This window comes from Arsenophonus endosymbiont of Apis mellifera (assembly GCF_903968575.1).
Taxonomy (GTDB): Bacteria; Pseudomonadota; Gammaproteobacteria; order Enterobacterales; family Enterobacteriaceae; genus Arsenophonus; species Arsenophonus apicola.
Genome location: NZ_CAJCFU010000070.1, coordinates 48,592 through 62,659 on the forward strand (window position 1 = coordinate 48,592; position 14,068 = coordinate 62,659).

At 39.2% G+C, this 14,068-nt stretch carries 14 protein-coding genes and 2 pseudogenes; all 16 read left to right on the plus strand.

The window, feature by feature from the left end; translation table 11 throughout:
* Positions 1-7 precede the first annotated feature (7 nt).
* The 16 genes and pseudogenes from iscU (at position 8) to bamB (ending at position 14,044) form a co-directional block, all read left to right on the plus strand.
* Positions 8-394, plus strand: a complete 387-nt coding sequence (gene iscU, locus H1X92_RS11580; protein WP_180560302.1) for a Fe-S cluster assembly scaffold IscU — start codon at positions 8-10, stop codon at positions 392-394.
* Between the two features lie 90 nt (positions 395-484).
* Positions 485-808, plus strand: a complete 324-nt coding sequence (gene iscA / locus H1X92_RS11585; protein ID WP_180560303.1) for an iron-sulfur cluster assembly protein IscA — start codon at positions 485-487, stop codon at positions 806-808.
* A gap of 97 nt (positions 809-905) precedes the next feature.
* Positions 906-1,427, plus strand: a pseudogene (hscB, locus tag H1X92_RS11590) (co-chaperone HscB).
* A 10-nt stretch (positions 1,428-1,437) separates the two neighbouring features.
* A pseudogene (gene hscA / locus H1X92_RS11595) lies at positions 1,438-3,288 on the plus strand (Fe-S protein assembly chaperone HscA).
* Between the two features lie 2 nt (positions 3,289-3,290).
* Positions 3,291-3,626 (plus strand): ISC system 2Fe-2S type ferredoxin, encoded by a 336-nt coding sequence (gene fdx / locus H1X92_RS11600; protein WP_026821717.1) that lies wholly within the window; start codon positions 3,291-3,293, stop codon positions 3,624-3,626.
* A 27-nt stretch (positions 3,627-3,653) separates the two neighbouring features.
* Positions 3,654-3,854, plus strand: a complete 201-nt coding sequence (gene iscX / locus H1X92_RS11605) for a Fe-S cluster assembly protein IscX (RefSeq protein ID WP_180560304.1) — start codon at positions 3,654-3,656, stop codon at positions 3,852-3,854.
* Between the two features lie 166 nt (positions 3,855-4,020).
* Positions 4,021-5,316, plus strand: coding sequence for an aminopeptidase PepB (pepB, locus tag H1X92_RS11610; protein WP_180560305.1), 1,296 nt, complete (start codon positions 4,021-4,023; stop codon positions 5,314-5,316).
* Positions 5,317-5,405: 89 nt separating this feature from the next.
* Complete coding sequence (locus H1X92_RS11615; RefSeq protein ID WP_180560306.1) at positions 5,406-5,840, plus strand: enhanced serine sensitivity protein SseB C-terminal domain-containing protein; 435 nt, start codon at positions 5,406-5,408, stop codon at positions 5,838-5,840.
* 335 nt (positions 5,841-6,175) lie between these two features.
* Positions 6,176-6,601 carry a nucleoside-diphosphate kinase gene (gene ndk, locus H1X92_RS11620; RefSeq protein ID WP_180560307.1) on the plus strand — a complete coding sequence of 142 codons (426 nt, stop codon included), beginning with the start codon at positions 6,176-6,178 and terminating at the stop codon, positions 6,599-6,601.
* A 188-nt stretch (positions 6,602-6,789) separates the two neighbouring features.
* Positions 6,790-7,959 carry a bifunctional tRNA (adenosine(37)-C2)-methyltransferase TrmG/ribosomal RNA large subunit methyltransferase RlmN gene (locus H1X92_RS11625; protein WP_180560308.1) on the plus strand — a complete coding sequence of 390 codons (1,170 nt, stop codon included), beginning with the start codon at positions 6,790-6,792 and terminating at the stop codon, positions 7,957-7,959.
* Positions 7,960-8,036: 77 nt separating this feature from the next.
* Positions 8,037-8,450: a fimbrial assembly protein gene (locus H1X92_RS11630; RefSeq protein ID WP_180560309.1), complete on the plus strand. Its 414-nt coding sequence runs from the start codon at positions 8,037-8,039 to the stop codon at positions 8,448-8,450.
* A gap of 106 nt (positions 8,451-8,556) precedes the next feature.
* The gene (gene rodZ, locus H1X92_RS11635) at positions 8,557-9,579 is read left to right on the plus strand and encodes a cytoskeleton protein RodZ (protein WP_180560310.1); all 1,023 of its coding nucleotides are present in this window, start codon (positions 8,557-8,559) and stop codon (positions 9,577-9,579) included.
* A 129-nt stretch (positions 9,580-9,708) separates the two neighbouring features.
* Positions 9,709-10,830 (plus strand): flavodoxin-dependent (E)-4-hydroxy-3-methylbut-2-enyl-diphosphate synthase, encoded by a 1,122-nt coding sequence (gene ispG / locus H1X92_RS11640; protein WP_180560311.1) that lies wholly within the window; start codon positions 9,709-9,711, stop codon positions 10,828-10,830.
* Between the two features lie 113 nt (positions 10,831-10,943).
* Positions 10,944-12,221 (plus strand): histidine--tRNA ligase, encoded by a 1,278-nt coding sequence (gene hisS / locus H1X92_RS11645; protein WP_180560312.1) that lies wholly within the window; start codon positions 10,944-10,946, stop codon positions 12,219-12,221.
* 10 nt (positions 12,222-12,231) lie between these two features.
* Positions 12,232-12,852 carry a YfgM family protein gene (locus tag H1X92_RS11650; protein WP_180560313.1) on the plus strand — a complete coding sequence of 207 codons (621 nt, stop codon included), beginning with the start codon at positions 12,232-12,234 and terminating at the stop codon, positions 12,850-12,852.
* Positions 12,853-12,865: 13 nt separating this feature from the next.
* Entirely contained in the window at positions 12,866-14,044 is a 1,179-nt protein-coding gene (bamB, locus tag H1X92_RS11655; protein ID WP_180560314.1) for an outer membrane protein assembly factor BamB, read from the plus strand.
* The last annotated feature ends 24 nt before the right edge of the window (positions 14,045-14,068 follow it).

Below are 14,068 nucleotides of genomic sequence, written 5' to 3' on the forward strand. Positions count from 1 at the left end.
TTACAATATGGCATATAGCGAAAAAGTAATTGATCATTATGAAAATCCACGCAACGTAGGTTCGTTTGATAATGATGATCCCATGGTAGGTAGTGGGATGGTAGGGGCACCAGCTTGTGGTGATGTGATGAAACTTCAGATCAAAGTTAATGACGCAGGTATTATCGAAGATGCGCGCTTTAAAACTTATGGTTGTGGTTCGGCAATTGCCTCTAGTTCATTAGTAACGGAATGGATGAAAGGTAAGACTTTGGATGAAGCAGAGACTATCAAAAATACGGCTATAGCTGAAGAGTTAGAGTTGCCACCAGTTAAAATTCACTGTTCTATTTTGGCAGAAGATGCGATTAAAGCGGCCATTGCAGACTATAAAAATAAACGGCAAAGCAAATAGTTAATTAATATAAAATCCCTTTTAGGCGTGATACTGGTTTACTTTTATTTATCGTATCCGCCTGTACTGGTTTTGATTGTGAAGTGTTGTATGTCAATTTCTCTGACTGAAAATGCGGCAGAGCGTATTCTGACTTTCTTACATAACCGAGGAAAAGGTGAAGGCCTACGTTTAGGTGTAAGGACTTCTGGCTGTTCAGGCATGGCTTATGTGCTTGAATTTGTTGATATCATTAATGAAGATGATACTGTCTTTGAAGACAAAGGCGTAAAAGTTGTCATTGATGGTAAAAGTATGATTTACCTCAATGGAACAGAATTGGATTTTGTTAAAGAAGGTCTTAATGAAGGTTTTAAGTTTAACAATCCTAATAGCAAAAATGAATGTGGCTGCGGTGAAAGTTTTAACGTATGAGAATTTATTTATTATTTGATAAACCTAAAGCTGAATAGACGAAGGCTGTGACATAAATTTCCCACTGCCGGTTTCATATTTTCAACCTAGAGCATTTATGGACTATTTTACCCTTTTCGGTCTGCCATTTTCATATTCTATTGACCTTGAGCAATTAACTTACCGTTATCAGGAATTACAGCGTCAGCATCATCCTGATCGCTTTGCTAACCAACCTGAAAGTGCCAAACTAGGTGCACTCCAACAGGCTGCGACAATCAATGCCGCTTATCAAGCCTTAAAACAGCCGTTAAAACACGCTGAATATATGCTAACTCTATATGATATTGATATCAATAATGAGCAATATACTATGCATGATACGGCTTTTTTAATGGAACAACTTGCGCTGCGTGAAGAGTTGGCGTGTATCGAAACCAATGAGCAAGCAGAAGAGGCATTAGCCTTATTTTCCTCTGATTTAGCTAAAACAATAACAAGCTACTTGCAGTAAATGGAAAAACAGCTGAATGATGAACAGTGGACGAAGGCGGCAGATATTGTTCGCAAACTTCGTTTTCTCGATAAGTTGCAGCAACAAGTTGAACAATTGGAAGAGCGTTTATTCAATCGTTTTTAGAGTAAATTTTATGGCATTATTACAAATTAGTGAGCCGGGCATGTCGTCGATGCCACATCAGCGCCGTTTAGCGGCTCGTATTGATTTAGGTACAACAAATTCTTTGATTGCAACGGTTCGCAGCAAAAAAGCGGAAACACTGCCTGATCCGGCAGGATGTGAATTGTTACCTTCTATAGTCAGTTACCAATCAGCGGCTATTACAGTAGGTAATCAAGCGAAAGCAAAAGTGGAACAAGATCCGGCTAATACCATTATTTCAGTTAAACGCTTATTGGGCCGCTCATTGACTGAGATCCAGCAACGCTATCCTAATTTACCTTATCAATTGACAGCAAGTAAAAATGGCTTACCGTTGATCCACACAGCCATAGGGCAAGTTGATCCTATTCAAGTTTCTTCTGAGATATTAAAGTCATTGGTACAGCGGGCAGAGGAAACCTTGAATGGTAGATTAGACGGTGTAGTGATCACCGTGCCTGCTTATTTTGATGATGCGCAACGTCAAGTAACTAAAGATGCGGCGCGTTTAGCCGGATTGCAGGTATTACGCTTATTGAATGAACCTACTGCGGCGGCTATTGCTTATGGTTTAGATTCACAGCAAGAGGGCATCATCGCTGTTTATGATTTAGGTGGTGGTACGTTTGATATTTCCATTCTTAGGTTGCAGCGTGGCGTATTTGAAGTGTTAGCAACGGGCGGAGACACAGCATTAGGTGGAGATGATTTTGATCAATTGCTGGTGGATTGGATATATCAACAAGCGGGTATTACTGATCGCCAGGATCATCGCTTACAGCGGCAGATTTTAAATATAGCTAGCCAGGCGAAAATAGCATTAACGGCTGATGATCAGACTGAAATTGAAATCAATGGTTGGCGAGGAACCCTGTCAAGGGAGCAGTTGAACGTATTAATTCGGCCATTGATCCAACGCACTTTATTAACCACTCGTCGTGCATTGAAAGATGCCGCAATTGATATTGATGATATTTTGCAGATTGTAATGGTGGGTGGTTCGACCCGGGTACCGTTGGTACTTTCTATGGTTGAGGAATTTTTTGGCCTCACAGCCTTAACTTCAATTGATCCAGATAAAGTTGTAGCCATTGGAGCGGCTATTCAGGCAGATATTTTAGTCGGTAATAAACCGGATAGTGAAATATTGTTACTTGATGTTACTCCTTTATCGCTTGGTTTAGAAATCATGGGGGGATTGGTTGAAAAAGTGATCCCACGTAATACGACACTACCTATCGCTAAGGCGCAGGAATTTACTACCTTCAAAGATGGACAAACAGCCATGACATTTCATGTTGTATAAGGCGAACGTGAAATGGTTAATGATTGCCGTTCTTTAGCGCGTTTTACCCTACGTGGAATACCGCCATTGCCGGCTGGAGGTGCGCATATTCGGGTCGTTTTCCAAATAGATGCCGATGGATTATTGAGTGTTAGCGCGGTAGAAAAATCAACGGGTGTCAGTTCTTCGATTCAAGTTAAACCTTCATATGGTTTAACCGATGACGAAATTGCCAATATGATCACTGACTCAATTGTCAATGCGCAAGATGATATGGTAGAGCGTCGTCTTACCGAGCAGAAAGTTGAAGCCAGGCGGTTAATTGAAACGTTACGGGTCGCATTGAAAAAAGATGCTCATTTATTGAATAAAGAAGAAAAAGCAGCGATTGATAAGGCTGTAAATGAATTAGTTAACAGCACACAGGGAAGCTCCTGTGTTGCGATTGAAAATGCACTTAAACAACTGGATAAGCAAACACAGGATTTCGCAGCTCGACGTATGGATATCTCTATTCGTCAAGCATTGTCAGGTCATTCTGTGGACGAGATATAATAATGCCGAAGATAATTTTTTTACCGCATAAAGAGTTATGCCCGGAAGGGGCGGTTGTGGAAGTGGAGAAAGGTGAATCCATTCTTGATGCTGCTTTACGTAGTGGCATTGATATTGAACATGCTTGTGAAAAATCTTGTGCTTGTACAACTTGCCACTGTATTGTCCGTGAAGGCTTTGATTCTCTGGAAGAAAGCTCTGAACTAGAGGATGACATGCTAGATAAAGCATGGGGATTAGAGCCTGAGAGCCGTTTAAGTTGTCAGGCCATTGTGACTAATGAAGATCTGGTCATAGAAATTCCTAAATACACGATTAATCATGCCAGAGAGCATTGATCCTTATATTTAATTGTAGGAGGGGTGGTGAGTTTAAAGTGGACCGATAGCCGTGCAATTGCAGAGGCACTCTATGATAAATATCCTAATATTGATCCGCAAACGGTTCGTTTTACCGATATGCATCAGTGGATTTGCCAACTAGATGGATTTAATGACAATCCGCAAGCTTCCAATGAAAAGATCCTGGAAGCTATTCTATTAATATGGCTTGATGAGTATCAATAATAGCTGATTAAAAGATTAAATTACCTACAAAGCTGGGAATTGCCAGCTTTTTTATTATTAACATTTATCGTGCAATGTATGAACTCATGATAACCTCTATTATTAATATCTTATATTTATCAATGATTCCATAAACACATATGACAAACTAAGGTGGGAAGAGGGGATGGAAAAGCAGATCATGCAAGTCTCGCTATCTTATCAAGCAGCGGCGCCTTGCTGGGGAAAGAATGCATTAATTAGCTTCTGTGAGCAAGGGATAGTTATTCACTTGCAGCCACAAGCAAAGCTGTGTGCGATCCAAAGTGCAGGTCGTCGATTAGATAGCCAAGGCATTCATCATGTCATGTTAGTAGGTGATGACTGGGACTTGGAAAAAAGTTGGGCATTTTGGCAAGGTTTTAGAGCACCCAAGGGAGTCCGTTCTATTGAATGGCCAAATTTATCTGAACATGAGAAAAAAGAACTACATTATCGCACACGAATTATTGATTGGGTTCGCGATATTATTAATACACCGGCTGAAGAATTAGCGCCTGAGCAGTTAGCGCAGCGCAGTGCCGACTTATTATGTAAAACAATAAAGGATAATATCAACTACCGTATCATTCAGGGTGACGAATTAGCAAAACAGAAATATAGTGGAATTTATACCGTAGGCCGTGGCTCGAGTCGCCCGCCCGCATTACTTGTGCTGGATTATAATCCAACAGGTAATTTAAAAGCGCCAGTATTTGCTTGTTTGGTTGGAAAAGGGATTACATTTGATTCTGGTGGTTATAGTATAAAACCCTCTTCATCAATGAATTCAATGAAAGCAGATATGGGTGGGGCAGCTATGCTAACTGGGGCGTTGGCCTTAGCAATAAGCCGAGGTTTAAAACAACGAGTAAAACTTTTCCTCTGCATTGCGGATAATATGGTCAGTGGTAATGCCTTCAAATTAGGTGATATTATTCGCTACCGTAACGGCAAGTCTGTTGAAATTATGAATACTGATGCGGAAGGAAGACTGGTGTTGGCTGATGGATTAATCGATGCGGGTAAAGAAAAACCAGCATTGATTATTGACGCTGCAACATTAACCGGCGCAGCCAAAATGGCAGTAGGTAACGATTATCAAGCGGTATTAAGTTTTGATGACAAGTTAGTGGCTGAATTGATGTCTGCTGCGGAAATGGAAAATGAACTCTTCTGGCGTTTACCTTTGGCGGAATTTCATCGTCGCCAATTACCTTCTGCCTTTGCCGATCTAAATAATATTGCATCACCCTCTCATACTGCTGGTGCCAGCACCGCCGCTGCTTTCTTATCACATTTTGTTGAAAATTATCGTAAGGGATGGTTGCATATCGATTGTTCAGCTACTTATCGTAAATCTGCCATGAATTTATGGGCGGAAGGTGCAACCGGCATTGGCGTCAGAACTATTGCTAGTTTATTACTGAAAAAGGCAAAATAGCCATTTCTTGTATGATTATTTACCAAGAAATTCATTTCTCTGGTAAATAATTAGTTGGCAAGAGAGTATTAATTATAAAGGAAGCTAAAATGGCGGCCGATAAAATCAATCAAACTGCGCTGATGACAACAATTACAGTGCCAGTCGATAGTGCTATTAAATTGAGCATACTTGAAACCTTACCACAAAAATTAATCAGTGGGCTGTGTCATTTTTTTCAACAATATAAAATCATACGCCGTGCTTTTTTACTACAAGCAAAGGATAAGACAACAGCAGAAGAGCCGGTGATGCTTATTGCTTTAGAAATTAGTCTTGGTTATGAAAAGGAAGGGCAACAATTAATACCACAGTTAGGAAACATAGCGCTTGATTATCTTGAAGATAATCAGTCAATTGATTTTTATTTTTTGCAACCTAATGGCACAGGTATTGATCATTTTATTATTCACCATACGCAGCCATTTTATCAACGTAAAATAGGTGGTTGGTTGCGTAACACTATTGCTGTTAAAAATTGTTAAATTTTGCTAGCCATTGTTTCCTTATTGATATCAAGCTGATTTTTATATTTAAATTTATCTAAGCCTAAAACGTTAAAAAGAGTTGAGCTGATTATTTTGATAATCGAATTTATGGTTTTAAATTTTAGAAAAATGTGATTTAAGCTAAAAAAATAAAAAAATTGTATAAAAAAAATTAACAAAATTTGTCGTCAAGTGGGCAATTGAATTGCCAATATCTATAATAGCCAGCTATTTTGCCTTAATAAAAATGATGATAAATCTTTTTCTTGGCAGGCAGTATGGATGCAAGGCAAAAATATCATGATGAAAAATAATAGCTAAGAGGATTTCTAATGACGATGCAACGTACGTTTTCCATTATTAAGCCAAATGCGGTTAAAAAAAATGAAATTGGTGCGATTTATAACCGTTTTGAGCAAGCTGGATTGGAAATTATTGCAGCTAAAATGGTGCATTTAAATCGTGAACAGGCTGAAGGTTTTTATGCTGAACATAAGGGTAAGTCTTTTTTTGCTGGATTAGTCGAATTTATGATCTCAGGCCCCATTATGTTGCAAGTCTTAGCGGGTAAAGATGCTATACAGCGTTATCGTGATTTAATGGGAGCAACGGATCCCTCAAAGGCATTGGCAGGAACATTACGTGCAGATTATGCAGATAGTTTCACCGCCAATGCAGTACATGGTTCAGATTCTGTCGTGTCCGCAGAACGAGAAATTGCTTATTTCTTTACTGACGACGAAATATGTCCGCGTTAACAAACAGAAATAGGATATTATTAGCAAAATATTAATAAAGTTTGTAAAATGCCATACCTTGTTAAGAGATTTATTGGCAAGGTTATGGCATATAATGCTATTAAAAATAATATTTAATCCAATAAATAAAGTTAATTGTTATAATACCTACAGTTTTCGCCGAAAAGTGTAATAACGAGGCAATAGAAATGTTTCAATCTAAAACAACAGCACAGTGTGTGCCTTCTTTTTCTCCTGTCAGCCAATCAGCAAAAGTCAATTTGTTGGATATGGATCGTAAACAGATGCGGCAGTTCTTTAGTGATATGGGGGAAAAACCATTTCGCGCCGATCAGGTAATGAAATGGATTTATCACCACTGTTATGATGATTTTGATTTGATGACAGATATCAATAAAGTGCTGCGGAATAAATTAAAGGAAGTAGCTGATATTCGGGCACCTGACATTGCGCAAGAGCTGCGTTCTACTGATGGTACCATCAAATGGGCAATAACGGTCGGTGAGCAACAAGTAGAAACAGTCTATATCCCTGAAGATGATCGCGCGACACTTTGTGTCTCTTCTCAAGTTGGCTGTGCCCTTGAATGTAAATTTTGCTCAACCGCACAGCAAGGTTTTAATCGAAACTTACGCGTTTCAGAAATTATAGGCCAAGTGTGGCGGGCTGCTAAAGTTATTGGCTCTTTGAAATCCAGTGGTCGGCGCCCGATTACCAATGTTGTGATGATGGGAATGGGAGAGCCCCTATTAAATCTAAACAATGTTATTCCAGCAATGGAAATTATGATGGATGATTTTGGCTTTGGATTGTCAAAGCGACGGGTAACTTTATCGACTTCGGGTGTAGTACCGGCTCTTGATAAATTGGGTGATATGATTGATGTTGCTTTAGCAATTTCCTTACATGCGCCGACTGACGAAATTCGTGACGAGATTGTACCGATTAATAAAAAATATAACATTGAAACCTTCCTGGCCAGTGTCCGGCGCTATCTGACTAAATCTAATGCCAATCAGGGCCGAGTTACTGTTGAGTATGTCATGTTAAATGGTGTAAATGATAGTATTGAGCATGCACATCAGCTAGCTGAATGTCTTAAGCATACACCTAGCAAAATTAATTTAATTCCTTGGAACCCATTTCCTGGCGCGCCTTACAGTCGTAGTTCAAATAGTCGTATTGACCGTTTTGCCAAAGTATTGATGAAATATGGTTTTACTACTATTGTGCGTAAAACCCGTGGCGATGATATTGATGCGGCCTGCGGTCAATTAGCGGGTGATGTTATTGATCGAACAAAACGAACCTTGAAAAAACGTCGGGTTGGTGAACCAATTATAGTAAAAGCAGTCTGAATGTTAATTATGTAAATAAAGGGAATTAGATAATAGAATTCCTTTTATTACCAGCAATATAAATAAATGAGAGTGATATGATAAGGATATCTATCATTAATATTCTATTGTTAGTGGGTTTATTAATAGGATGTACTAGTATTAATAAAGACGTTGATATTGCGATTGTGACACGGACACAGCTAGGCATTGCTTATTTATCAGCAGAGAATTTTCCAGCAGCCTCTTATCATTTTGAGAAGATACTGCTGGCGGAACCGAAAAACGGGATTGCTAATTTAGGAATGGCGGTCATTATGCGTCAGCAAAAGCAACCAGCCTTAGCATTAAAATATTTTAAAGTGGCAATTCGTTCATCTGCAATCAATAATAAAAGTATACGAGATTATTATTTAGACTTTTTATGCTCTGAAAATGTATCTGAGGAGATGGTTAAACTGAGGAAAGAAGAAGAACGTAGAGGGCTTAATTGTCAAAATATTTCCAAATAAGGTAAGAAATATTATCGGTATGAAGGTTTTTGATTAACTTTATAGATGAAGTTTTTTTGAAAGTCTTCATGATGTTAAAACTCAAAAAAGACCAATAATTCCGCGAATGAATAGCAAACCTAAAACAGAAAAAACAGAAATCACCGTTGGCCAACGTTTATTGCAGGCGCGGGAAACGCTTGGTCTTTCCCGAGAAATCGTTGCCGAGCTACTTTGCTTAAAAGTATGCACCGTACGTGAGATAGAAGAGGACAGCAATTCCAATAGTGTTGATCCTACTTTCTTGCGTGGCTACATTCGTTCTTATGCAAAATTAGTGAAAATTCCAGAAAAAGAAATTCTTGAATTATTGGATAAACATACGCCAGCAAAAGCAGCTGTAGTTTCTCCTATGCAAAGTTATTCCCTAGGTAAAACGCGCAAAAAACGGGAAGGCTGGTTAATGAAATTTACCTGGCTAATTATCATTATTTGTATTGCTATGGTAGGTATTTGGTGGTGGCAGGGTTATAAAGTACAAAAACAAGAAATTGCCACTATGGCTGAACAGAATCGCTCGAATGCTGCTCAAATGCCGGCAGAACCACCCTCTTCTACGCCTGGCGCAGCAGCTACGACTGAACAAAATAATGTCAATACGCCGTCAACCGAAACTAGTATGCAGCCGGCAACCTCAGCGATAGCTAATAATGTCATATCCCCGGTACCTCAATCTCCATTACCTTCTGAAACACTAAAAAATAGTGATATCAATGTTAATACCGAGTCAGTCAATCCGGCAGAAGTAAAAACAGTACCCTTGCCAGGCAGCATGACCAATAATAGTAATCCAGAACGGAGTAGGGCAGAAGAAGCTGCTGTTGATACTGCTAGTATAGAATCTGGTGATGGGATTGTAATGAACTTTAAAGGTCAGTGCTGGTTAGAAGTTCGTGATGCTAAAGGCAAAATTTTATTTAGCGGTATGAAAAATGCAGGTCAGAAACTTGAATTAAATGGTGAACCTCCATATGAGTTTAATATTGGAATACCCGCCAATGTTAATTTGTTATTCAAAGGTAATTCGGTTGATCTAAATCGTTTTATTAAAGCTAATCGTCCAGCTAAGTTTAAATTGCCTGGATTGTAAATGAATATTGTAAGACAACATCTATAAATAATGATAAATTGTGAACAAATAAGAAGCCATCGTCAATCCGATGGCTTCAATTATAGAAATAGCGTAAATTATTAAACATGGATGTTGAGGGAGAGTAATATGCATAATCAATCACCGATAAAAAGGCGTAAATCAACACGAATTTATGTAGGTAATGTTCCTGTTGGTGATGGTGCACCAATCACAGTTCAATCAATGACCAACACGCGTACAACGGATGTTGCAGCGACAGTCAAACAGATTAAATCTTTAGAGCGCGTGGGCGTTGATATGGTACGTGTTTCTGTACCCACAATGGATGCAGCAGAAGCATTTAAGCTCATTAAGCAACAAGTTAATGTTCCGGTTATTGCTGATATCCATTTTGATTATCGTATCGCACTAAAAGTTGCTGAATATGGCGCGGATTGTTTACGCATCAATCCAGGTAATATTGGTAATGAAGAACGTATTTGTCAGGTTGTTGAATGTGCACGTGATAAAAATATTCCTATTCGGATCGGTGTTAATGGTGGTTCATTAGAAAAAGATATTCAAGAAAAATATGGTGAACCCACGCCGGCAGCGTTAGTTGAATCGGCTATGCGCCATGTGGATATATTGGATAGATTAAATTTTGATCAGTTTAAGATTAGTGTTAAAGCTTCAGATGTTTTTTTGGCCGTAGGCGCTTACCGGTTGCTGGCTGATAAAATTGATCAGCCTTTACATTTAGGTATTACCGAAGCGGGTGGTGCGCGAGCAGGTTCGGTCAAATCAGCTATCGGGCTGGGAATGTTATTGGCTGAAGGGATTGGTGATACATTACGTATTTCATTAGCTGCTGATCCCGTCGAAGAGGTTAAAGTTGGTTTTGATATTTTAAAATCACTGCGTATTCGTTCACGAGGTATTAATTTTATTGCCTGTCCAACCTGTTCACGACAAGAATTTGATGTCATTGGTACCGTTAATGCATTAGAAGAGCGATTAGAAGATATTATTACTCCGATGGATGTTTCAATTATTGGTTGTGTTGTTAATGGTCCTGGTGAAGCTGAAGTTTCTACCCTTGGTGTAACTGGAGCAAGGGCAAAAAGTGGATTTTATGAAGACGGTGTTCGTCAAAAACAGCGGTTAGATAATACTGATATGATTGAACAGTTGGAAGCTAAAATTCGGGCAAAGGCTATTATGTTGGATGAAAATCGGCGGATTGATATCAAACGATTAGATAAGTAGTTTAGTAATATTGGCTCAATATTGTGGTGAGCCAATTTTGTTTATGGATTGCACCCTGTTAATATTCACTTTTATAATCCATATTATGGTAGATTTTTAAATAGAGAAATAACGTGGCTAAAAACATTCAATCTATTCGCGGTATGAATGACTGTCTTCCTGCCGATATTCAATTCTGGCAAAAAATTGAAAACAAATTAAAACAAATCCTTTCTAGTTATGGTTTTAGTGAGATACGAACTCCCATCGTAGAACAAACCGCATTATTTTCGCGCGCAATAGGTGAAGTCACTGATGTGGTTGAAAAAGAGATGTATAGTTTTGATGACCGGGATGGCGACAGTTTAACATTGCGCCCAGAGAATACCGCAGGTTGTGTGCGCGCTGGAATCGAACATGGTTTATTGTACAATCAGCAACAACGTCTTTGGTATTTAGGACCGATGTTTCGTTATGAGCGACCACAAAAAGGACGTTATCGCCAATTCCATCAGCTAGGTGCTGAAGTTTTTGGTTTAGCCGGTCCGGATATTGATGCCGAACTTATCATTATGACAGCACGTTGGTGGCGTGAGTTGGGAATTGCTAAACATGTCTCACTGGAATTAAATTCGATTGGTTCATTAGCAGCACGAGCAAAGTACCGTCAGGCATTAGTCGCTTTTTTGCAACAATATGAAGATAGATTGGATGAGGATTGCCGGCGTCGACTATCGACTAATTCATTACGCATCCTTGATTCAAAAAATCCAGACGTGCAAAAACTACTTAATGATGCTCCATTATTGGCTGATTATCTTGATGATGATTCGAAACAACATTTTACTGGACTTTGTAAATTACTTGATGTAGCAGGTGTTCAATATCGAATTAATCAACGTTTAGTTCGTGGTTTAGATTATTATAATCGCACCGTATTTGAGTGGGTTACTGATGCATTAGGTGCTCAGGGTACGATATGTGCGGGTGGGCGTTATGATGGTCTGGTTGAACAGCTTGGGGGAAAAGCGACATCAGCAGTAGGTTTTGCAATGGGAATGGAGCGTATGGTGTTATTGGTGCGCCAGATAAATCCAGATTTTGTTCCTGAGTGTTCCTTAGTTGATGTTTATTTGGTTGCTTGTGGTGAGGCAAGCCAACAGGCAATATTAGGCCTGGCGGAAAAAATTCGCGATCAACTGCCAGTGTTGAAATTAATGACTCATCATGGTGGTGGTAATTTTAAGAAACAGTTAGCTCGAGCAAATAAATCCCAGGCGAAAATTGCCTTAATTTTAGGTGAAGATGAGTATCAATCAGGTGAAGTCACGATAAAAGATTTACGTACGGGTGAACAGGAAAAAATTTCTCAGCAGTATATTGCAGTACGTTTGGCTGAACTTTTAGGTTAAAGGAGACTCTGTGGAAGTCTATACCACTGAAAACGAGCAGATAGATGCTATTAAACGTTTTATTGCCAACAATGGCAAAGCGTTATTAATTGGGCTAGTTATCGGAGTTGGCGCGATTATTGGTTGGAATTATTGGCAATCACATCAAGCGAAAAGCTTGCAAGAAAGTGCTCAATCTTTTGAGCAAATTTCTTCTCAATTGCAGACCGGTTCACACCAAGCTATGGCCGCTGCTGAGCGATTTGCTAGCGAAACAAATAATATTTATGGTGTTTTGACCAATATTGAGCTAGCCAAAATTGCGGTGGAAAAAAATGATATTGCTGGTGCAGAAAAAACATTACTAAAGGCATTAGCAATAGCTAAATTAGATGATCTCAAGGATTTACTTAATGTTAGATTGGCGCGCGTACAGCTAGCGTTAAATAAGCCAGATCAAGCTCTAATTACTTTGACGCAAGTGCAGGATAAGGGGTGGAGTGCGATTGTTGAAGATATTCGCGGAGATGTATTACTGAAAAAAGGTGATATTGCCGGTGCTCGTGCTGCTTATTCTAAAGGAATTGAATCAAGTGGAGCTGAAATGATGAAGACAATATTAAAAATAAAAATTAATAACTTGCCAAACTAAGAGGAATATTAACATGCAATTGGGTAAAACGCTCTTGGTTGGTTTATTGGCAGTGACTTTATTAATGGGATGCTCAACGGAAAAAGATTCTATCGTGATGTCTCCTCTACCTGAGGTTGAGAATCAATTTACTCCTTCTATCATCTGGCATCGCTCGATAGGGGATGGCAGTGGTAAATATTATTCTCAACTTTCACCGACTTACGATGATTCTGTGGTTTATGCCGCAGATCGTAAAGGAACGGTGAAAGCAATAGACGTTGATTCAGGTGAGATATTATGGTCAATTGATTTATCGCAACAAGTTGGTTTTTTCACCGCTAATTTGCCGGCATTACTTTCTAGCGGTTTAACGGTTTCAGGGGATAAACTTTATATAGGAACAGAAACCGGTAAAGTTATTGCACTGAATAAAGCTGATGGAGAAATGGCATGGGAAACGGATGTTGCCGGAGAAGCGCTTTCGCAGCCAGTAGTTAGTGATGGTTTAGTATTGATCCATACCAGTAATGGTGTGTTACAAGCATTAGATGCGCAGAGTGGACAGAACAAATGGAGTCTTAATTTAGACAGCTCAACATTATCAGTCAGAGGAAAGTCAGCACCGGCTACCGCTTATGGCGTCGCCATTGTTGGTAGTGATGGTGGTCGTATCAGTGCCGTAATGCTTGCTCAAGGACAGATTGCGTGGCAACAATATATTTCTCAGATCCGTGGTGCAACCGAAATTGATCGTTTACACGATATTAATATGACGCCGGTTATTGATATTAATTCAGGCGCTATTTTTGCTATTGCGTACAATGGTGATTTAGTGGCAATGGATATGCGTTCTAGCCAAATTATTTGGAAGCGGGATCTAGGATCGGTGAATGATATTATTGTTGTTAATGATATTATCTACTTAGTTGATCAAAATGATCGCGTGTTGGCAATTCGCAAAAGTGATGGTGTTACTCTATGGACTCAAGATGCCTTATTACATCGTAATTTAACTGCACCGGCTATTTATGATGGTTATTTAGTGGTTGGTGATGGAGAAGGTTATCTCCATTGGTTAGATACCCAAGATGGTCAATTTGTGGCACAAAATAAAGTTGATAGTTCGGGATTACGCAGCCGTCCGGTGATTGCCAGTGACAAGTTACTTATTCAGGCAAAAGATGGAACCGTATATCTGATTGAACGTTAATTTTCTGACATTTTTTTATTTTCC

Coding starts and splice junctions, on each gene's coding strand:
- ndk (WP_180560307.1), top strand. CDS start 6,176: ATGACGATGCAACGTACGTTTTCCATTATTAAGCCAAATGCGGTTAAA.
- rodZ (WP_180560310.1), top strand. CDS start 8,557: ATGAATAGCAAACCTAAAACAGAAAAAACAGAAATCACCGTTGGCCAA.
- H1X92_RS11615 (WP_180560306.1), top strand. CDS start 5,406: ATGGCGGCCGATAAAATCAATCAAACTGCGCTGATGACAACAATTACA.
- ispG (WP_180560311.1), top strand. CDS start 9,709: ATGCATAATCAATCACCGATAAAAAGGCGTAAATCAACACGAATTTAT.
- iscA (WP_180560303.1), top strand. CDS start 485: ATGTCAATTTCTCTGACTGAAAATGCGGCAGAGCGTATTCTGACTTTC.
- H1X92_RS11630 (WP_180560309.1), top strand. CDS start 8,037: ATGATAAGGATATCTATCATTAATATTCTATTGTTAGTGGGTTTATTA.
- fdx (WP_026821717.1), top strand. CDS start 3,291: ATGCCGAAGATAATTTTTTTACCGCATAAAGAGTTATGCCCGGAAGGG.
- bamB (WP_180560314.1), top strand. CDS start 12,866: ATGCAATTGGGTAAAACGCTCTTGGTTGGTTTATTGGCAGTGACTTTA.
- H1X92_RS11625 (WP_180560308.1), top strand. CDS start 6,790: ATGTTTCAATCTAAAACAACAGCACAGTGTGTGCCTTCTTTTTCTCCT.
- pepB (WP_180560305.1), top strand. CDS start 4,021: ATGGAAAAGCAGATCATGCAAGTCTCGCTATCTTATCAAGCAGCGGCG.
- iscU (WP_180560302.1), top strand. CDS start 8: ATGGCATATAGCGAAAAAGTAATTGATCATTATGAAAATCCACGCAAC.